This window comes from Acinetobacter lwoffii (assembly GCF_024129685.1).
GTDB classification, from domain to species: Bacteria; Pseudomonadota; Gammaproteobacteria; order Pseudomonadales; family Moraxellaceae; genus Acinetobacter; species Acinetobacter lwoffii_X.
The window spans coordinates 53,151-73,335 of sequence record NZ_JAMXXL010000012.1; the positions used below are offsets into that span (position 1 = coordinate 53,151).

18 protein-coding genes and 2 tRNA genes are annotated in these 20,185 nt (G+C 35.9%); 11 read left to right on the forward strand and 9 right to left on the reverse strand.

Features of this window, described 5'->3' with window-relative positions:
* Positions 1–43 precede the first annotated feature (43 nt).
* Both NI464_RS07845 and NI464_RS07850 read left to right on the forward strand, forming a co-directional pair.
* Positions 44–116, forward strand: a tRNA-Gly gene (locus tag NI464_RS07845).
* A 48-nt stretch (positions 117–164) separates the two neighbouring features.
* Positions 165–240 (forward strand) — tRNA-Gly (locus NI464_RS07850).
* Between the two features lie 388 nt (positions 241–628).
* Here NI464_RS07850 and NI464_RS07855 read toward each other — a convergent pair.
* Complete coding sequence (locus NI464_RS07855) at positions 629–847, reverse strand: helix-turn-helix domain-containing protein (RefSeq protein WP_010588955.1); 219 nt, start codon at positions 845–847, stop codon at positions 629–631.
* A 110-nt stretch (positions 848–957) separates the two neighbouring features.
* Here NI464_RS07855 and NI464_RS07860 point away from each other — a divergent pair, with 110 nt between their 5' ends.
* The 6 genes from NI464_RS07860 to NI464_RS07885 all read left to right on the forward strand — a co-directional run bounded on the left by NI464_RS07860 (position 958) and on the right by NI464_RS07885 (position 5,374).
* Positions 958–1,173, forward strand: a complete 216-nt coding sequence (locus tag NI464_RS07860; protein WP_001054887.1) for a hypothetical protein — start codon at positions 958–960, stop codon at positions 1,171–1,173.
* Positions 1,174–1,186: 13 nt separating this feature from the next.
* Positions 1,187–2,371 (forward strand): Arm DNA-binding domain-containing protein, encoded by a 1,185-nt coding sequence (locus NI464_RS07865; RefSeq protein WP_034682258.1) that lies wholly within the window; start codon positions 1,187–1,189, stop codon positions 2,369–2,371.
* Positions 2,361–2,609 carry a hypothetical protein gene (locus NI464_RS07870; RefSeq protein ID WP_005108379.1) on the forward strand — a complete coding sequence of 83 codons (249 nt, stop codon included), beginning with the start codon at positions 2,361–2,363 and terminating at the stop codon, positions 2,607–2,609. The genes NI464_RS07865 and NI464_RS07870 overlap by 11 nt, the downstream gene beginning before the upstream one ends.
* Positions 2,610–2,677: 68 nt before the next feature.
* Positions 2,678–3,238 (forward strand): DUF1376 domain-containing protein, encoded by a 561-nt coding sequence (locus NI464_RS07875; protein ID WP_253138115.1) that lies wholly within the window; start codon positions 2,678–2,680, stop codon positions 3,236–3,238.
* Between the two features lie 10 nt (positions 3,239–3,248).
* A complete protein-coding gene (locus NI464_RS07880; RefSeq protein ID WP_253138116.1) occupies positions 3,249–3,995 on the forward strand; it encodes an ATP-binding protein in 747 nt (248 codons plus the stop codon).
* A 248-nt stretch (positions 3,996–4,243) separates the two neighbouring features.
* The gene (locus NI464_RS07885) at positions 4,244–5,374 is read left to right on the forward strand and encodes a hypothetical protein (RefSeq protein ID WP_253138117.1); all 1,131 of its coding nucleotides are present in this window, start codon (positions 4,244–4,246) and stop codon (positions 5,372–5,374) included.
* A gap of 350 nt (positions 5,375–5,724) precedes the next feature.
* Here the strand turns inward: NI464_RS07885 and mzaE are convergent, their stop codons facing one another.
* Genes mzaE through NI464_RS07910 form a run of 5 tightly spaced genes read right to left on the reverse strand, consistent with a single transcriptional unit; the run spans position 5,725 to position 15,144 of the window.
* On the reverse strand, positions 5,725–7,515 hold the full coding sequence (gene mzaE / locus NI464_RS15910) for an MZA anti-phage system associated AIPR family protein MzaE (RefSeq protein ID WP_253138118.1): 1,791 nt from the start codon (positions 7,513–7,515) through the stop codon (positions 5,725–5,727).
* Positions 7,502–8,524 (reverse strand): PD-(D/E)XK motif protein, encoded by a 1,023-nt coding sequence (locus tag NI464_RS07895; protein ID WP_253138119.1) that lies wholly within the window; start codon positions 8,522–8,524, stop codon positions 7,502–7,504. The genes mzaE and NI464_RS07895 overlap by 14 nt, the downstream gene beginning before the upstream one ends.
* Entirely contained in the window at positions 8,508–11,378 is a 2,871-nt protein-coding gene (locus NI464_RS07900) for a Z1 domain-containing protein (protein ID WP_253138120.1), read from the reverse strand. The genes NI464_RS07895 and NI464_RS07900 overlap by 17 nt, the downstream gene beginning before the upstream one ends.
* Before the next feature lie 27 nt (positions 11,379–11,405).
* Entirely contained in the window at positions 11,406–12,905 is a 1,500-nt protein-coding gene (locus NI464_RS07905; RefSeq protein ID WP_253138121.1) for an ATP-binding protein, read from the reverse strand.
* Positions 12,898–15,144, reverse strand: coding sequence for a sigma-70 family RNA polymerase sigma factor (locus NI464_RS07910; RefSeq protein ID WP_253138122.1), 2,247 nt, complete (start codon positions 15,142–15,144; stop codon positions 12,898–12,900). Before NI464_RS07910 ends, NI464_RS07905 begins: the two co-directional genes overlap by 8 nt.
* Positions 15,145–15,441: 297 nt before the next feature.
* On the opposite strand from NI464_RS07910, the gene NI464_RS07915 reads away from it, so the two are divergent.
* On the forward strand, positions 15,442–16,980 hold the full coding sequence (locus tag NI464_RS07915) for a DNA cytosine methyltransferase (protein WP_253138123.1): 1,539 nt from the start codon (positions 15,442–15,444) through the stop codon (positions 16,978–16,980).
* Positions 16,981–17,056: 76 nt separating this feature from the next.
* Here NI464_RS07915 and NI464_RS07920 read toward each other — a convergent pair whose 3' ends face one another.
* The 3 genes from NI464_RS07920 to NI464_RS07930 all read right to left on the reverse strand — a co-directional run bounded on the left by NI464_RS07920 (position 17,057) and on the right by NI464_RS07930 (position 19,266).
* The gene (locus NI464_RS07920; protein ID WP_253138124.1) at positions 17,057–17,503 is read right to left on the reverse strand and encodes a very short patch repair endonuclease; all 447 of its coding nucleotides are present in this window, start codon (positions 17,501–17,503) and stop codon (positions 17,057–17,059) included.
* A gap of 120 nt (positions 17,504–17,623) precedes the next feature.
* Complete coding sequence (locus NI464_RS07925) at positions 17,624–18,673, reverse strand: HNH endonuclease (protein WP_253138125.1); 1,050 nt, start codon at positions 18,671–18,673, stop codon at positions 17,624–17,626.
* 2 nt (positions 18,674–18,675) lie between these two features.
* A complete protein-coding gene (locus tag NI464_RS07930) occupies positions 18,676–19,266 on the reverse strand; it encodes a class I SAM-dependent methyltransferase (protein WP_253138126.1) in 591 nt (196 codons plus the stop codon).
* Between the two features lie 151 nt (positions 19,267–19,417).
* Between NI464_RS07930 and NI464_RS07935 the strand changes: the two genes are divergently transcribed.
* Together NI464_RS07935 and NI464_RS07940 are read left to right on the forward strand one after the other, a co-directional pair.
* A complete protein-coding gene (locus tag NI464_RS07935; protein ID WP_253138127.1) occupies positions 19,418–19,747 on the forward strand; it encodes a DUF4236 domain-containing protein in 330 nt (109 codons plus the stop codon).
* 99 nt (positions 19,748–19,846) lie between these two features.
* Positions 19,847–20,161: a hypothetical protein gene (locus tag NI464_RS07940; RefSeq protein WP_178905376.1), complete on the forward strand. Its 315-nt coding sequence runs from the start codon at positions 19,847–19,849 to the stop codon at positions 20,159–20,161.
* Positions 20,162–20,185 lie beyond the last annotated feature (24 nt).

Genomic DNA, 20,185 nt, shown 5'->3' on the forward strand with positions numbered 1-20,185 from the left:
AAGGTGTTGACCACATTTTTGCATGCTGTATTATACACGGCATGCGGGAATAGCTCAGTTGGTAGAGCATAACCTTGCCAAGGTTGGGGTCGGGAGTTCGAGTCTCCTTTCCCGCTCAAAATTTTTTCATTTAGTTTTTTCATTTAAAAAACTTTATAGACTCCGCGGGAATAGCTCAGTTGGTAGAGCATAACCTTGCCAAGGTTGGGGTCGGGAGTTCGAGTCTCCTTTCCCGCTCCAGATTCAAAAAGCCCTCATCGAAAGATGGGGGCTTTTTTATTGTTGATTATTAATAATATTTTTTCTAAAACCTCTCTGTTCTAGCTTTGGAAGAAGTTCTAAAATTTTTAGACAACGTGTTTTTTGAAGCTGGTGCGTGACCAAAAGTGTCCTAAACGTGCCTTCCCTTTATCATATACAAATCAACACATTCACTATTTTGGTATTTTTTTAATCAATTTCATTATAAATAATCAGAACACCTCCCCCATACACTTGATTTTTATTTTTTCCATCAATTTTAGTATTTTTTATTTTATTAATTTTTATGGTGACCAAATTTGGTCACCAAAAATACATAATTAAAACATTTACTTATGATAAAAAACTCAATTTTATTCTCTTTCAATCAATCATTTTGCTCTTCATTTTTCTTAAATTTTAATAAATCACCCACTTCAACATTAAGCAATACACACAATTTCTCTAACGTTTCAAAATCTATTCGAGTCGATTGACCATTATATAACTTATGTAATGTTGTCTTACTCATTCCAGTCGCCCGCACTACATCCGCTACTTTCATTCTTCGTTCTGCCAAAAGTACTGGCAAGTTACAAACTATCATTAATTACCACCATTGTGTAATAAAGTACTTGCATGGTGTCTTAAATGCATCTATTATTGCATTGTGACCTTAAATAACACCATTGTGATACTTTATAAAAGGATACAGACATGAATCTTACTTATATTACTACAAAAGAACTGGCGGAACGAATCCATTACAACGAGCGTACCATCCGTAATCAGTTGAAGGACAGTGTTCTAATCGAAGGCATTCATTACATCCGCCCTTTTGGTGGACGCAAAATTTTATATGTATGGGAGCGTATTGAAGAAGATATGACCAAAACCACTTTAGGCTCGCTACACAGCCTACAACTTCAGTAAGGAGAACATTATTATGGCTGCCATCCGTACCAGATACGGTAAGTTATGTGTCGATTTTCGATACTTAAACATCCGTTGTCGTGAAACAACAGCTCTGGAAGACAATGCTCAAAATCGCAAAAAGCTTGAAAAAGCGATTGAGCGAATGGAAGCAGAAATCTTATTGGGTATTTTTGACTATGCTAAATACTTTCCAAAAAGTTCTCGTTTGAAAGAAATCAAAAATGCAGAAAACAGAGTAAATGAGATCAGCTCTAAAACACCTCTATTTTCAAAATTCTGTGAAATCTGGTTCACTGATAAAGAAATAGAATGGCGTACGAGCTACAAGGGAAAAATTCAAATTGTGATCAAAAAGTACTTAATCCCTTTTTTTGGCACAATTCCGGTAATTAATATTAAAAAGTCAGACATTCTTGGATTCCGCTCATCCCTCGCCAAAGTGACTCACGGGAAAAACCAAGAATGTCTTTCACCATCAAGAATCAACCAGATTATGATAGCACTTCGCATGATACTCGATAGTGCTGCTGAACGATATGACTTTGATAGCCCTTATAAAAATATCAAGAACTTAAAGCAAGGAAAGATTGAAGTAACACCTTTTTCATTAAAGGAAGTACACGCAATCCTTGCCACAGTTCGTGATGATTTCAAGCCTTATTATACTGTTCGATTTTTCACAGGTATGCGCACCAGTGAGATCGATGGCTTGCAATGGAAAAATGTGGACTTACCACGTCGTGAAATCCATGTCAGAGAAGCGTTAGTAAATGGAGAGCTTGGTGGAACCAAAACTTATGGTTCTGACCGCACCATCCAAATGAGTGATCGGGTTTATCAGGCCTTTCTGCAACAGAAAAGCTTAAATAATGGTAAATCCAGTTTTGTTTTCTGCAATCGTGATGGTGGGCCTCTCGATTATCGCTTGGTAAACAAGCGTGTCTGGCATCCCCTGCTACGCTTTTTAGGGCTAAAGCCCCGTCGTGCTTATCAAACACGTCATACCGCAGCAACACTCTGGTTGTCGGCAGGCGAGAACCCGGAATGGATCGCACGCCAGCTGGGACATTCAACCACTGAAATGCTGTTTCGGGTCTATAGCCGCTACATTCCGAATGTTACACGTCGCGATGGTAGTGCTTTTGAAGCCATGCTGGAGAGACTAAATACAGAGGAGCTTGCCCATGAACAGTAAAGCTTTCTTTGGTGGCGTAGTCGTTAGCCCAGAAGCAGATATGGTCGCGCGTGAACTCATTCAAGAGTTACACATTCCCAAACTGCACAATCTGGCCTTTTTGCTGGAAATCAATAAATGCTTCGATGATCACCAAGCATTAAGACTCTGGCTACAGCGAATGCTGGATGAAGGGCAAGCTCATTACGATGACTTGGCTCAACAGGCCCGTTTCCGGTTAATGAGCCTAGCTCACTAATAAAACAAACATAAAAGGTCATCAAATCGATGACCTTAGCCCCTCTATACCTATAAAAAGGTGAACACATGCATAAAGATATTTCAATTTGGATGCCACTCTATATTGGCGACCTACAGGCAAAATTTGCACGAATGACGGCAGAACAAATTGGTGCGGCACTGCTGTTAATGATGGATTTCTGGAAAAATGGTGCCATTCCTCATGACCTAGCTACTGTATGTAGCATCACGAAATTATCGCAACATACCAAGGCTAAAACTTTGTTGAATACACTGTTGGCCTTGGAATTGTTTGAAATCGAATCTGAGGAGATTCATTCAAATTTTTTAACCAGTTTAAAAAGCCAGGCATTGCAAAATCAGCAAATGAAATCTGATAAAGCTAAAAATGCAGCCCAAGCACGTTGGGGGAAATCCGCAAGTAATGCTCAAGCATCAGCCAAGCAACGCAAAGTAAATGCTCAAGCAACTCCTGAGAAGAGCCCGAGTATTACTCAAGTCATGCTTGAACCATGCCCTTCATCTTCATCTTCATCTTCATCTTCATCTTCATCTTCATCTTCATCTTCATCTTCAAATTTTGAAGAAAAAAATGAGGATTTTTTAGAAAATTCCAAATGGATTTAGGAGAGTGATCATGAATACCATGCTTAAAACGCTCCAGTTTCGCGCAGAAACAATAGAAACACTCTGCCCTACCCATCATATACCCCTGATGGAAATCGCCGGTCACAGGCTCTGTAAATTGTGTGCCAAAGAAACTGTCCATCACTCACATGCAGCCTATGCAGATGAGTTGCAACAGCGATTGCTACAACAGAAAATCAAAAACTCAGGGCTCAATAAACGCTACCTGGATCGTGGCTTCAAGAATTATGTAGTTGCATGCCCTGCACAAGACAATGCCATCAAACTATGTCAGGCTTTTGCACAGCAGATTATTTCTGACCATTATCCAAACCTACTGCTCATTGGTACACCGGGTACAGGAAAGACTCATCTGAGTGCGTCAATCATTCGCAACATTCTGCATAACAGTACAAAATCTGCACGCTACTATACCAGTACAGAAATTGCTCAAAAAATGATGGACACCTGGTCAGATGCTTCACGTTCTGAGAAGGAAGTTATCGAGCATTTCTCCAGTTTTGATTTATTGGTGATTGATGAATATGGCCTACATGACCGACATGAAAAACGCCTGGAGATGGTGCATAAGGTTCTGTATAGCCGTTATGACAATATGAAGTCCACGCTGCTAATTTCCAATTTCACAGTCCAGAATATGCAGCGGGATTTAGGTGTTCGATTATGGTCGCGATTGCATGAAAACAATTTGATTGTAGTGCCGTGTTATTGGGATGACAGACGAATAATCGGATAAGCTTAACTCTCACTTAAGCCAATTATCTTCCGAGATAATTGGCTTTTTATAATCAGATTTTTCAAAATTGCATTAATATTATATTTTAGATAAATAGTAGTTTTATTTGATAAAATTGGGTAAAAAGGTTCTTTATAGACCATAAATGTTCCTTATACGAATACCGCCTCTTATGGATTATCCATCAAGTTGATACCTACCCTACCTAAATTTACACTATTAAAATTCAGAGTTCTCAAGAAATCATTATGTTAGAGCCAAAGTTTAAGCTAATACCACTTAAGAATTATTGTCATCCTTATGAAGTTAAAAAAGTCTCTTATATGGAAACGGGCGATCCAAGATTTACTTATGCTGTTATTAACTTAATACCAACTAACAAGAATATTAAAAATATAGAATATTTCATTCGTGTTCTTATGATGAATGAGCTTCTTAAATCTGATGCTGAATTTAATATTGCATCAGGTTTATTCACCAGTTTCATACACCCTGATGTTTCTGTCGCCACTAAAAGTAAATTGAATCCAGTACAAGATTCAAATTTATACGAAGCATTGGCACAAACTGCAATGGATACTTTTGCTCAAGAATATAACTATGAATCCATTATTGAAAATCAGGACATGGCTCGCCTGTTCGGCTTTTTAATCTCTTCAATGATTGGAATTGAATTTAATCCCAATCCTGTTAAGTCTGAGGTAGCTGTTGCCTCTGAACTTTTAAAAAATCTTGATGATATTGTTTATATTTATAAAAACTACATAGCTCTCAATCTTGGCCCTGAACTTAGAGCTGAAATAAATTATCAATTCTGGTCAGCTCTTACAATGATGACACGCAGTAATGCTTTGGTATATGCAGATAGTTCGAAAGGTTATGATTTTTCAAGCCTGGCTAATAAGAAGGCTGATTTAACCCCTAAAAATCTTAAAAAAGCGATTGAGACCAGCTTACCTTACTTTAACAAAGCACATATTCAACGTGAAATTCGAGATTTACTTGCTCATGCTGATTTTGACTTGTCAAATAAGAGAATCACCTGCAAAGATATGATTATGTCTTCTATGCAACGTGGGAAGGTAAATATGCATGCATTTATGAAATATAAAAATACTATTGCAATCCTATATCGTGCGTATCTAGTTTCTATAAAACAAAATACTTCTGAAAATGAGATTAAAAAGTTAAATACTATTCTGGATGAATCTATCTTTCGAATTTCTACCTCACCTGAAAATACTCTTACTATAAAAATACTTAAAGACCTATTTATTATAGAGAAAAAGCCTTTAAATATTCATGGCAATAATGATGTAGATATTATACTCAGTGAGGAAATATCCAATATTATCAAAAATCTGGCTCTTGTTTCATGATTAAAGAATTTATCATTCTTTTATGATGAGAATCAGATATTAGAGATATTACTTGAACTGTTAACCTTAAGCATACAAGTAAATTTCATAAGCCCATTTATTTCAATCTAGCAGAAAAATTGATTACAGCTTCTAAGATTTTAGAAGCTGTTTTTATTAATTTTCTAGGGCATCAATATAATACTTAAATTAGAGACAATATTTATGAAGGCAACTTCAAGAAATTAATGAGATGATAGTATTTAATTTCCGACTCTTTAAAATCAATATTCCATAATTTTCTACATTCATCTCACAAAGACAGTCAAAAAAGAGACCTAAAGAATTTAATCTTAACTATTAAAATGAGGTTACTTTAGCTCCTCAATGTCAGGATTATTTTCTGAATATTCATATTGAGATAATAAATCCCAGCATTCATTTTTCTTCGCCCATTCAGAAATCATCCTCCCTTTGGCAGTTTCATGCAGGTATTTATTAACCTCCTCTGACCAAATCAGAATCTGTTTAACAAGCCCTTCAGAAAGCTTTTGATTTAACCAGATTTTTTGAAAGTTAATACGACTCCCGATCTTTTGAGACACAATTGCCACTGTATAGGCAGTTATATTAGCTTGGAAAGCTGGAAATTTTGACCTGATAACTTTCTGTGCAGTTTTGAATATGATAGTTTGTGCAATAATATTTTTATAATAGGTGACATCAAGTTGTAACTGCTTATCCTCATCGGAGGACTGGATCATATTCATAAATGCAGTAAAGTTCTTTTGCCCCCCTAAACTCACTAGATCGGGCTTTTGCTCCCATGCACAAACATATTTGGCTAATTCAGTTTTAGTAATTTTTCTGCTAGTAGGTATAAGCTCCTGGATACGTTTAATGCCAGCAGGAGTTTTGCCCTCACGCTCAAGCATTACTTTATAGCTTCCCCCAGCTCTTTCATAGAACCATCGACTTACACCATCAGGGCAATAAGTTGATAGTGCTAACTTTTCAAGATTAATATGATAAGGTTTATTCGCTGAAAGATCTGATTGCTTGACTGCATTTTGGCTATTCGCATAGCGTGAAATATCTGAAATCAGTTGCTCTTCTTCCAAGGGATCTGTTTTTCTTAAAACAATGATTTTCGCAGGTACATGCACAGCTTTCAGGTTAACTGCTGGATTTTTTTTCTTGGTAAAGAACATGGAAGCTGTTGTTTGTCCTCCATTTACGATTTGCATTCCCTTTAACCAAGAGATACCAATACCACCGTTTTCTAATCTGCCTAAATGTGCTTCATCTGCAATAATTACCACACCATTGTTATAAGCCATGAAACGTTCTGGCTGATCAATTAAAGTATCACGGATACCTTTATTTACTTTTCCTGTCTGACTTAAAAAAGATCTAACGTTTGCCTCTAGAATACGTGGACCATACTTTTCATATACATATCTTAAAGCCTCTCCAGGAATTACAGTCATTGCATAATCATACTCTCCATGCTCATTTGGAACCCAGACACATGGAAGTGGACTACCAGAAACCTGTTCAAAATTTACAATGAGTTCATCCCTAGGTTTACCTTCTTGCAGATGATTAAATAGCCTTGATATATCAATAACTTCAAGTTTTATTGTTTTACCTTGTATTTCTCTACTTTGAAATTGACGAGTTTTTGCCACCCTGTCTGTTAATACATAAATCCTTATCTGATCAAATTGAGAATAACCCTCTTCTATCGTACGAACTAATGGATAGGCTTCATGAGACTCATCCATTTTCGATGATAGTTTTTTTTCCACACAGTATTTTAAAAACTTTAAACAACGTTCAGCTGCCATCGTAACTTCTGAATTAGGAATAGTATCTAATTCGTTATTACCACTATATTCAGTAACATATAAATCTAGTTGGTCTGCTTCCTCAGAAATCGAATAACCACTTAACCTAAGGATACCAATAGGATGTATCTGTGCATGATAGCGACAAACCTCAGGCTCAAATGTCATACCAATTTCAGACATATGCTGAGTAACAATTTCAGTAAATACAACTTCTGCATATAAACCTTGTTGGCCTGATTCTTCAGTTCGTGTAGCTATTTCAGTTTGAACATCATTCTGAATATTTTTTAAAAAATCAATTAATTCCACTATTTCCAATTCCTAATTTCTGAAGGACTATGCTTAAGTTGATAGAGTCATTCATAAGAGGTGTTAAATCTATTTCATATTTGACCTGTCTTATGTTTACAGCAATATTGCCAGGCACTAATCTTGGAAAATTTTCATCAACTAGCCAAAAATATGAGTTTTCGGTTTTAAATCTACGAATGTAATTTTCTGCAGCAGTTTCAAGATACCCCACCCTTAAAAGTAAATTATTTAGCCGTGAAAGCTCAGATGGAAAATCAATTAATTGATCCCGTAATAAATTTATACGTTCAACTAGGGTTAAGCCTGTCGCATTGATAGAAAAACGATACCCATTTATAAACAATGGTGATATCTGACTATCATCTAATTGTTCTAATGATCCAATTTTTGCGATAAAACCATTACTTGATAAAGTACTTTTAATTTCAATAGCGCCTGTACCTAACTCAAAGTCTTTAAGGCCATCTAAAGGTCCTATCCATGCATCTAAAACATCACTTATTGGTATATTTGCTGAAATTAGACTCGATAATGTTTCTAACTCTCCAATTAAACCTAACTCAGCTTCTTGGGAAAGAGTTTCAAAACCTTTTCTCATGAATGAAAGCCAAGCATTTATTCTATTGATAAATAATGATATTAATTGATTTTCATTTAGGGTTTCGTTCTGAATAATGGTATTACATACATCAACAGCCATCTTTGTAAATAGCTCTAAATCTCCATCAACCTGACGTATTAAAGCTAATCCTTTTTTAGAATCTTCATCTTTAAGTTGCTGAACTCTAAAACCTTGGGCAATTGGTAAACTATTATTTGAAATTGAAATATTTGAATGATTAATTTCTAAAAAAATAGCTTGTTCATTTGTAGAGAGGCTACAACCAGTAACAAGTAACCAGTTATTTTTCTTATAAAGTGGGATAGTATTCCATCCCTCCTTATCCCCACTTGAGGATAATGCTCTCCAAGCTAATTGAATTTGTTGATCAAATGGCAGGGCCATAGTAACTCTCCCATTCAATATTATTTACTTTATATTCAACTTCTTCACTCAATTCACTATGAGGGAAACTGCATGCAAATCCAACAAATGGATCCATTCTTTGTACTTCACTCTCGCTATTGTTATTTTCTACGTCCTCTGGCAGATATATAATTAATAGTCCTTGATCAGGTCGCCCTTTGTCACTATTCACTCCATTACCACGAATATAGCGACAATGTATGCCGCTAGGATTACTAATACTTACTGGTTTTCCAGGATTTTCCTCTTTAAAGGTTTCAATCGTCCTAGTTAGAGCTGCATTCCATTCCTCATTACTTAAATCAAGAGCTTCATCCGTTGGGGACAATAATCTACGAATAGCGTATCGATCCTCATGTCGGCCATTGCTAGTACGTTGAGCTTTATGAAGTATTAAAGAATCTGATAATTTTACAGGGTGATCTTTAATACTCCCTCCTATCAAAGCGATATTCCATGAAGTTAGTTGCCCTACTTCTGCCATTTTTTCAACAAAGCTTTTCAGCATTTTGCTATTGGCTTTAAGTGATTCTGGATGTGTTATGTATTGCTCTAAAAATTCAAGAATATGTGTGTATGAGACACTTTCCCAGTAAAAATTATTTGAGCTTAGCTTATGCGCATTCATTTTCCCGCGAAAACGTAGCGGTATAGTATGGGGATGATCCAATGAATTAATCAAATGAGTTAAAGCTTCAAAATTATTTTTCAATACCTTTTCATCTTTCAAAAAACTTACCGTTTCACTAACAGTCCCACTGAAAGATAATTTTAGAGTTTTTGCAGTACGCATTTTAAGAGGCGAAGTGACCATTAACACTGGATGAGACTTTACCTTAAGGCCATAATCTCTCGGTGTCCCTCCACTTTCAACCATAAGATTAAATTCTTCTCTTAACTCCAATGAAGCATCAGAAATATGTTCAAACCATTCAATCAGCTCTGAAGTAGTATATAGTCTGCACAGATCGAGGTAGCAAGGACGATAACCAAACCAGCGCCCCATTTGCATTAATGTGTCATACATTTTTGAAGCACGTAAAAAATAACTGACGCAAAGTCCTTCTAACGTTAAACCTCGCGCTAATTTGTCACCACCGATTGCAATAACCTTCAACCCGCTAGCGCTGTCAGCATAATCTAAAGCATCTTTTGCTGTTCCATTTATCATGCGTACACTGATTTGACCAATTACTTCTGGCAATAATTCTTTTACTTTTTCCCAGTCAGGTAAGGAATCTGAACATAAATCTGGTACATCTGTAGTCATTTTCTTAGTCGTAGGGATAAAATCATGCTCCCATAACTTCTCTAAACGCTTTAATATTCCTTGACTATCAATACCACGTATCAGTCTTTGACTGATTTTCTTTATATATTCATCAACTTTTTCAAAAACTTCTTTCTGTACCAAGTTAAATCGTGTTACATGAATCAGCATTGAACTATGCTCATCTCCTTGTTTACGAATTTGCCTCACTACACAGGAAAGTAAAAAGGAATCTATGGCCTCAACTAATGATAATGGAATGCCAAATTCTGATTCATGATACGGCTTATGATCACTTTTATGTTTTGTAGGCATCCATCCTGATAAACCATCATTAGTATTATGGTCATCAATTTCATGGATGATTGGTAATTGATTTTTACGTGAACCATCACCTTGATTAATTCCGAATACTTTTGATGGACCTATATAATTTGAAGGTGAAGCTAAATTAAGAATAAATGCTTCTGGAAAAAGATCTTTTCCCTCTTTCTTGGTCTCCGCTTGCTCATGGATATAAATATTTGCAAATGGTGTTGCCGTATATCCAACATATGCTTTACGGCTAAATAAATTTAATATTTGTCTAATGTGACTATTGATAGCTTTAGGTTCATAATTCTCTTCGGGAATACCATCTTGATTGAAAATTTGTTCACCTGTATCAACCGAAGCATGATCAGCTTCATCATCAATAACAAGCAAAGGAAGATTTGTAACTATTTTTTTTTGTGTATTGGGGTCGATAGTATTGGCGACATGATCATGAATCCATTTATGTAGTCTTTTCAAAACTGTTTTATTCTTTTTAACAACAAATAACCAAGGACGTTCCTCTGGTCGTATGCCTGCGCCATCTGCTAAATTTTTATTAAAGTCACCTTTATCTGTTCTATTTGTAACATAATTAGGACGTAATCCAGAATCAAGTTCCCCTACACCAATAAGTTTTATTTTCTCCGGATCAGGATGAGTCTCATAACCTAAGAATCCTTCATCTAATCGCATCTGTGTTTGAGATCTTAGATTATTATGCATACCAGCTAATACGATTATAATTTTATAACCCGCATCTGCGGCTTTACATATTAGACCTGTAAAGTTACCTGTTTTCCCTGACTGAACATGGCCAACAACTAACCCTCTTCTATCCCAAGCATCTTTACGTGTAGGATCTTCTAACAAACCTAAAATTTCGTCTGTGGATTTATCTAAGGCATTTAAACTAACCCAGTCTAATTTTTTCTCTTGCCATTCTTTATAGCGTTCCCAATATCTCCAGTCTTTTTTTCTTTCTGTAGTAAGCCAAGCAATATGACCTACATTATTAATAAGAATACTATCTTGACCAATCCAAATACTATTACGACGAATTAACTCATCTATTACAAAATCATAATCCAGATTTTCTTTAAATCTTGCATATAATTGCATACTAAGAAGTGAATCGACTGTTTCAATAATTTTTTCTGGAGTTATAAATGATTTATCTTCTTCACTTATAAGAAGTTCTTGAACAGTTTTAATAACCGTTTTTTCGTTCTTGTGGTGCTCTGGGTGCATTTAAATTTCTTCCTTAAAAAATAGAATTTATCCTGATAATTTTTCAATTAAATCTGGATAATTATTAAATGGCTCAGTCTTATGCAAACTTTTCTTTGCTTGTTCTGGAGTCATACCTTTTATTCGAATCATATTTCTATATAAGGTGGTTAAAACCTCTACAACCTCTGTGGTTGGTTCACCAGAAAATCCCGTATAAGGTGCTTCTTTATTCTCTGCGGTATCTAGCCATATACGTTGAATGGGTACTGTTTCTTCAATGACTCTCAACATAGCTTTTAAATTAGGTAAAAAATCACCAGCATTTTCCATTACTGAGCTAATAGCTGGATGCTCAAGATCAATTTTATACCTCATTCCACTAGCTGAATGCTCAGCCTTCCAAGCTTGCTTGACTTCACCCTTATCAATCGTAGTTTTAGTAATTTGCCCACGGTAAATAAAAACTTTTCTAGCCCTATTTCTTGTATCTTCTGCATGACTGGCCAGCCATTTGCGTAAATATACTGGTGGCCTCGCAACAGCTTTTCGAATATCAATTTCCCACTCTTTGTCCATTGTATTGGGGATATCCAGTCTTATTCTCGCCAGTTTATGGATTTCATCCTTTATCCATGCTTTTCTTTGGGAATCAGATGACTTAAGACCTAACCAGCTACCTGCCACTATTAATCTTTCATTGCGATAAACATAGAAACCCTGTTGAGCTATCCACCCATTTGGTCCTTCCGCTACTTTCAATTCTTGTGCAGTTAGACGATCCTTATGGGGTAATACATGACATTCAATTTTAATCTGTGTATTTTTAAAAGGCTGAACTGGTGAATTCCAAGGTTTTGATGGGTGACCTGACAAAAAGGGATCCCAAGGCTTAATTGCCTTACCATTTATTCGAATAGTAAGTTTTTCTTTTATTTCCAGATAGCGGTGGAAGACCATAGATAAATGAGATTCGATCTGATCTATAAGATTCAACCAGTCATCAACAGTAAATTTTGAAGATACAATTCTATCTAGCTCCTCCCAAATTACCATTGTGCCGTGACCAGCATGATTTAGATCTTTAGTTAAATCATCAAGCTCTAGAAATGGGCCTTCTAATAAATGCCACCCCCCATCCTGTTGGCTGGCCAAGACATCTAAATCCCATCTGAGACTGTGGGTTCCATCCTTACCACAAGATATTACAGTCAATTTTCTACATTGAGAAAATGAAGCAGTCTTAAGCCCCAAACCAAAACGACCCAGATCCTTGGCATCCCTTTGTTCTAATGGACTTCTCCCCCCTAATCTCATTGCCTTATCAATTTCTTCAGTATTCATGCCATTACCATTGTCCCAAATAATGACTCGACTCTTTTGACCATCCCAGTTAAAAAATAAATCAATATTATTTGCCTCAGCACTAATACTGTTATCAATAATGTCAGCCAATGCCGTCGCTGTGTTATAGCCCAATCCTCTTAAAGCTTCGATCATTGCACTTGCTTGTGGGGGGGCATTACGAGATTTAATATGGCTATGCATTACTTTCTTCCTTCGTACTCTCTTCTTCTTTCAAGTCTTCTTTTATGAACGTAATAAAAGGTTCCAAACATTCAGAACGTGAAATATGTCTTAATTTTTTTAAAGCTTTTGCTTCAATTTGCCTGATACGCTCTCGGGTAACATTAAATTGGCTACCAATCTCTTCGAGAGTAAGATCATTATCATCTTTAAGACCAAATCTTAGTTCCAAAATTTTTGCTGGCCGCTCATCTAATTCAGCCAACTGTTTATAAATTGCTCTTCTTAAGTCAGCTGCCAAGATCGCCTCTTCAGGACCCGAAAATGGGCTAATTATTTCATTCTCCTCATATGAGACATCATCAAAAAATACTACTGAATTATTAGCACTTATTGCCTTTCTAACATTCAGCTCTGAGCATCCAGCTTTATGTGCCAGTGATGAAATAGTGACTGGTAAACCTTCGTCTTCCAGAGACTTCCTTGCAATTTCAATAGAACTAACTAATTCATACATATGTACAGGTAATCGAATCAAGCGATTAGTATTAGCTATCGCTCTGGTAATTGATTGTTTTATCCACCAAGTTGCATAAGTTGAAAATTTATAACCCAATTGATAATCATAACGATCAACTGCAGTTAATAGCCCTATATTACCTTCCTGAATAAGGTCCTCTAATGGCACACCTGATAATGCATATTTTTTTGCAAAATAATTTACTAACCTGAAATTTGCCTTAATTAGTTTTTCACGAGCTTTTTTATACTTGGTAATAGGATGAATAATTTCTTTAGCATCGATATCAATAAAATCTTTTTCTACAATTTTTAATAATTTGTCTAAATCTTTAATTTTAGGACGTGGAATATATTGATTACTTTCATAAAATTTATTATTTTTTCTTAGCTGAATTACAATATCCCCGAAATTTAAAGTCTCATTATTTTCTTTTGTTTCTAAACTATTTCCGTTATCAATTTCATTTATTTCATTATTTTTAATTTCATCACTAACACTTTTTTCCTCATCAACTTCACTTTCTTCAACAAACAGTTGATTTTCTCCTTTAGTAGAGTAATTCTCAAATATATCAACTACTATTGACCAATAATGAGTAGGTAAATTAGCAATATTTTTGGCAAGGACCAACAAAGCAATATTCATTTGCAAGCCAATTCTTTCCTCCTCATCTCGATCAATTAATTCAAATTTTTGGATTTGTGAAAAATAAATATTTAATGAGAAAAGATCGCCTTCCAGTTCATAATTCAAGTTAATTAAACTATCTTCAATAAGGCTTTCTGATGGATTAATACCATCATCTTCATAATTAGCTTCGAACGGCTTAAAGTCTTCTATCAAAACACCCAAATCACCAAATAAATTTAGAATGACAGGCAGTACTGTATCTATATATGTCTCACCAATATCAATCTTAATAGCTTGTAATACTTGGCTATATGAAACCATTCCTTTAATGGTACTTTGAATTAACAAATAATATAAATGAGAAAATTCGTCTTTTATATTTATTATTCTTTGTTGACTAACAGGTAGATCAATTTCAATATCTGACCAATCAATCGTATCTATATCAAGAATTTGATGATTAACTATTTTATTATAAATTGTTTCAGCTTCCACCAAGCAAGCTAAGTCATTCTCAGGAACCTCGATTTCTTCATCACTACACCAGTGATCAGACGTATCTAAAGCCCATCCCGCATCAAAAGATAAATCTTCATCTAATTCAAAATTAAAATCTACTAAGTGACTATCAACCTCCTGTATTAAATTTTGTTCCTTTTCTATTTCTTTACTATCTTCGAACTCAATAATTGTCGTCTTAAAACTAACTATTTCTTGCTCAATCTTAGATTCAGTAGATTGATTTATAATTTGATCAGAGATTGCTTCTCTAAGAAGATTCGGGTCACTAGTAGTATTTATTGTCTTATTTTGTACCTCTCGTATGATTTCCTTTATTTTTTCAACACCACTTGCTTCTGCATAATCAATAGCCGACATTCCTTTTGAGTCGATCAACTCTAAAGAAGCTCCAGCTTCGATCAAATACTGAAAAATATCTGGTTGTTTGAAAATTGCAGCTAACATTAAAGCTGAAAGGCCCGCTGAATCTACCGCATTTAATTGAGCCCCTCTTTCAATTTGTAATTTTACAGCGTCTAAAGCACCAGCTTTAATAGTAGCTTTTAGTAAAGGACTCAAAGGCTTAGTCTTATATGAGATTTTCATAATAATCCCGGAAGGTTCAATCTAGACCATCAATTTTTTAAATGCTAGTAATCTAGGTTCTTCTAAAATAGTATTAATATAGCATCAAATAGTTGAAAAATAATCCAAAAAACGGGAATTACAGACTAAATAGTATAAAAATTTACTAGGAAATTTTTAATTTACTACTATTGAAAAGCAAACTGTTATCATTTTAATTACAAGGCTTTATTTAATTTTACCTATCAAGTTTTTTAAGTCTTGTGCGATTGACAGGACCTGGTATTATGCATGTGTTTTTTAAGTTATCAGGCTACTATGAAAGATAATGATATTTTAGTAATTGATCTATTCTCTGGGCCAGGTGGACTCGGCGAAGGATTCGCCTCTTACATAGATAATAATAAGCATCCTTTTAAAATAGGCATGTCTGTTGAAAAAGATCCACATGCTCATATGACACTAACTACAAGAGCATTTTACAGACTTGCAAAACAAAAAGGCTGTCTAGATGGTTACTATCAATATTTAAATGGCAACCTTACCAGAGCTGAACTTTTTGAATCATATAAAGAAATTTATGAATCAGCTTTTCAGGAAACCTTGAAAGGTCCTTCTGAATTAGGTAAAGATAATGACCACATTCATGCTAAAGTAAAAGAGCTAACAGAAAATCATTACGGACCTAAAATTTTAATCGGAGGTCCCCCTTGCCAAGCCTATAGTTTAGCTGGACGTTCTAGAAATGCCGGCAATAAAAACTATGTTCCTGAAGAAGATCACCGCCACTTTCTTTACAAAGAATATCTACAGGTTCTATCAATTGCAAAACCTGATGTTTTTGTCATGGAAAATGTCAGAGGGATTCTTACTGCAAAAGTTGAGAATCAATTAATATTTCCTCAAATTCTTAAAGACCTGCAGAATCCGTCAGAAATCACAGGATCAGAAGCTTGCCCTTCATACAAAATATATTCTCTTGTTGAAAAAACAGAAGAGGGAGATAACTCTACTACTCCAGACAAACTGAATTACCTGATTAAATCCGAAGAATTCGGGATTCCTCAAGCTCGACACCGAGTTATTCTGCTTGGAGTGAGGGAGGATATTGAACATATACCTGATATCTTGGATAAAAATATTTACCCTAAAGTTTCAGTTAAAGAGGCTATTGGTGATTTACCAAAACTACGAAGCGGGTTATCAAAAAAAGATGATTCTTATTATTCCTGGCAGCAAGTTGTATCAAGTAATGCCGAAACATTAAGCGCATTAAATAATATTGGTGTTGATGTTAATAAAACTTATCTCCAACCATATAAAGATTTAAAAAGAAAAGAAACTGTTCATAAATATAAATCATCAAACCAGTTGCCAGATCATTTGAAGAAATGGATTCTTGATCCTGAACTGAATCTAGTTCTCAATCATGAGACAAGAGGACATATGGAGTCAGATCTGCTCAGATACAGTTTTTGTGCATTATATGGTGAACAGAGAGGGTTCTCACCTAAAGCTGAAAATTTCCCGACTAAGCTTGCTCCACAACACCAGAACTGGAATTCTGGGTCTTATAATGACCGTTTTCGCGTGCAGCTTGCTCATAAGGAAGCGACTACAATAACAAGCCATATTTCAAAAGATGGTCATTATTTCATTCATTATGATCCAAAGCAGTGTAGAAGTCTCACTGTAAGGGAAGCGGCAAGATTACAAACCTTCCCTGACAACTATATATTTGAAGGAAACCGTACTAATCAGTATACGCAGGTCGGAAATGCTGTACCTCCATTTCTTGCTCGACAGATCAGTAAAATTGTTTTCTCATTGTTAAAAAAACATTATAGCGATTTATAAAAATTAAATTCCGATGTTCACTCATGAATGACTTAACATCGGAATTGTTGCATGGTTAATAGTCCTAAAAGCGAATTTAAACAATTTCAATAAAAGAACTCTCCCCACGTAACCATTCAGAAATAAGATTAATTACTTTATCTGGATCTTTAGTTGCACCTCTAATACTACATTCCCAGACAACACCTACCCTCCAGTTATTTTCTAACAATAAATTTATTGATTTACTGTCATTAGCTTGGTTGCGTGTTATTTTTTCCTGCCAGAATTCAGTTCTGGTAGCGGGTAATTTAAAAAGATGGCAACCCTTATGACCATGCCAAAAACATCCATTTACAAAAATCACAGCCTTATATTTAGGCAGAACAATATCTGGTTTACCTGGTAGATTCTTTACATGAAGACGAAAGCGGAATCCTTTTTTATGTAGTAATTTACGGATTAGTATCTCAGGTTTCGTATTCCGCCCTTTGATACCCGCCATCATACGACTTCGGGTAGAAACATCGACAATATCTACCATACTTTTCACCCTACTATTTTGCTTCGCACTTTCTACCGATTGATTTAATAATTTAAGTCCGTTTCTTTATTAAAGTGAACCCTACCGGGTTTGTCGGAGACTTTTTATTTAAGTTAGGCCTTATAAATTACTGTGGTATATCTGTTTATCTTTACCACCCAACCAAACTAAGTATTCATTTTCGATCGCCTGCTTATATGCCCAGTCAGCAACGCGATGTGAACGCTGCAGATCTGTTAAGAAGCCAAGTTGAGAAATCTCGCGTGTAATAGATTGATCATGTAGATAGTTCCGCTCCTGCCATTCTTGCAGAAATAGTTCCGATGCCAAATAATTACTTTTCTGTGAGTTACATTTATCATCTGCCAGAACAAAATTATGTCCGGTATCGGCAGGATATAAAGACCATGGAATAAAATGATCCACAGCATATTTTGAATTTTTTAGGCTTTTTCCACAGTAAAAACACTGGCATTGCTGTAAGTCAATTAAGAAGTCCGCGACCTGCCCCAATTGATTACGACTTGGAGCAAACATGAATTCATCTAGGTCAGGCAAACCATCCAGTACCACCAGGTTCTGCTTGTTTAGCCGAACAAAATCAATCCAGCGCTTCTGGCACAACTCTTCAATGATTTCACTAAATTGTCTTAAGCAATACATCACCTTGGGCAACAAGTTGAGGGACTGCTTGGAATCTTCAAGACTATAGAGAAACTCTATGGTTTGACCATTCAGATTCTGCAAATATACCACCGGCATTTGCTTAACCGTTGTTGCAACTGTTCGCTTTAGCCTGTTCCAGTAAAGCACCTCCTTTCTCAGCGCGGCCAAGGTCTTGAATTCTTGCTGTGCATTCTGAATTTCACTGATGATTTTTGCTTGCTGTCCAGTGGCTTGTTTAAGGATAAAAGGTTCATAATGGTTGAACTGGAACGGCAGTGACTGTTTCCAGTACAGGTCAATAAACTTTTCAGCAATATCCTGATAGTCCAAATGCAACACAGTGCCGGTATCTTGACCCTGTTCAATCGCCAGACGCGTGATACTCATCAGCAAAGCAAACTTATATGTCGAAGTAAACGCCCCTGACTGCAAAATCTGCTGAATATGCTTCAAGAATTTTAGCTGTTCTTGAGGTGTTGGTATTTCAGCTGTACTAAACAACATGGCTAAGCCTGCATTTTTCTAATCAGGATATTTAACCACTCTTCTGTACGGTCTGGACGTTTATCTACTGTAATCCATTGCTGTAAAAGTAAAGCCTGATCGATTTGTTTGAGTAAGTCATGAGCTTGCTGCTCATTTAGATCAGTAAAGCTACGCCCCTCTTTCTCACGATCTGTATTTCCATATTTAAAAGACATGTAACACACACCATTTGGCTTTAATGCTTTAAATATGCGCCCTAGCACGTCAGTCAAGCGATCTCTTTCACAGTGCAAAAGAGAAGCACAGGCCCAAATCCCATCATACTTAGCTACTTTATTCAGCTCATAAAAACTTTGCTGACGTACCTCGATGCCTGTCAGCTCTCTCGCCTTTTCAACCAGCTCGGTAGAATAATCAATTGCCTCAACTTGATAGCCTTTTTTCTTAAATGCCAAAGTGTCCCGCCCCGAGCCACAGCCCAAATCCAGGATCAATGCCTGTTCCGGCAAATATCTTAGAAATGGTGCGTAAAGACTTTCCATCTCAACCTGATAGGTATTTTCAAAAAATGCTTGAGCATGTTGATTGTAATAATTTGATGTTTGATTCATTGTCTAAAAGCCAATATCTTATGTTAAAGAACATACTGATATTTCACTAGATAAGTCAAATGATCAGTCCTATGAATGAATCAAACTCTTATTTCACTGTATCCGGACAACTGAGATAGAAACCAAACTGGTTCTTGTAAATGGAAAAAATATGGGCTTCAGATTTCGCAAGAGTATTAAAATATTACCTGGATTAAAAATCAATCTGACGCATAAAGGCATCAGCAGTGCAAGCATTGGCAAACCTGGTGCTTCTTTAAATATTGGCAAAAAAGGCACCCGAACCAGCGTTGGTATTCCTGGCACAGGCCTATCCTATTCCAAGCGCCAACCCTATAAAAATAGAGCTGGCAACCCAGAGAATCCTGCTCAGGAACAACAACCGTTCTATACATCAGATACCGAGCAACCCAAATCGAATGTCTGGATTTGGGTAATTTTTGGATTATTTTGTTTTATTGTCGGGGCAATTATTTTTTGAATTTAGCCATTCTTTGTACCCCATAATATCCACTGCTAGGCAAAATTTAATTCATTCATTACTATGGACGGATGTTAAATACAATAAAGGCTGCCGCTGATGTCTGATAATGACAGTACTCTGGATTATGATGAAAATGATTTAATCGACTCTCCCTTATCTCAAGTTTTACAAGAGGATAATGAGCAAATTGAAATTCTAATTTATCGATTACCTGATAGTGACTGGACACTGGAAGTGGTGAGCCAAAGTGGTACTTCTACCGTATGGGATGAAACATTCCTGTCAGATCAGGAAGCTCTATCTGTCGCTTTAGATGGAATTAAAGCCGCAGGCGGTATTCAAGCATTTTCCGAACTCAGTGACCTCGAAGCAAAGAAAAATATTTTTCCTGAATCCCTTACTCGCCATTAAAAATGAAGCTGCTAGCGTGGATAT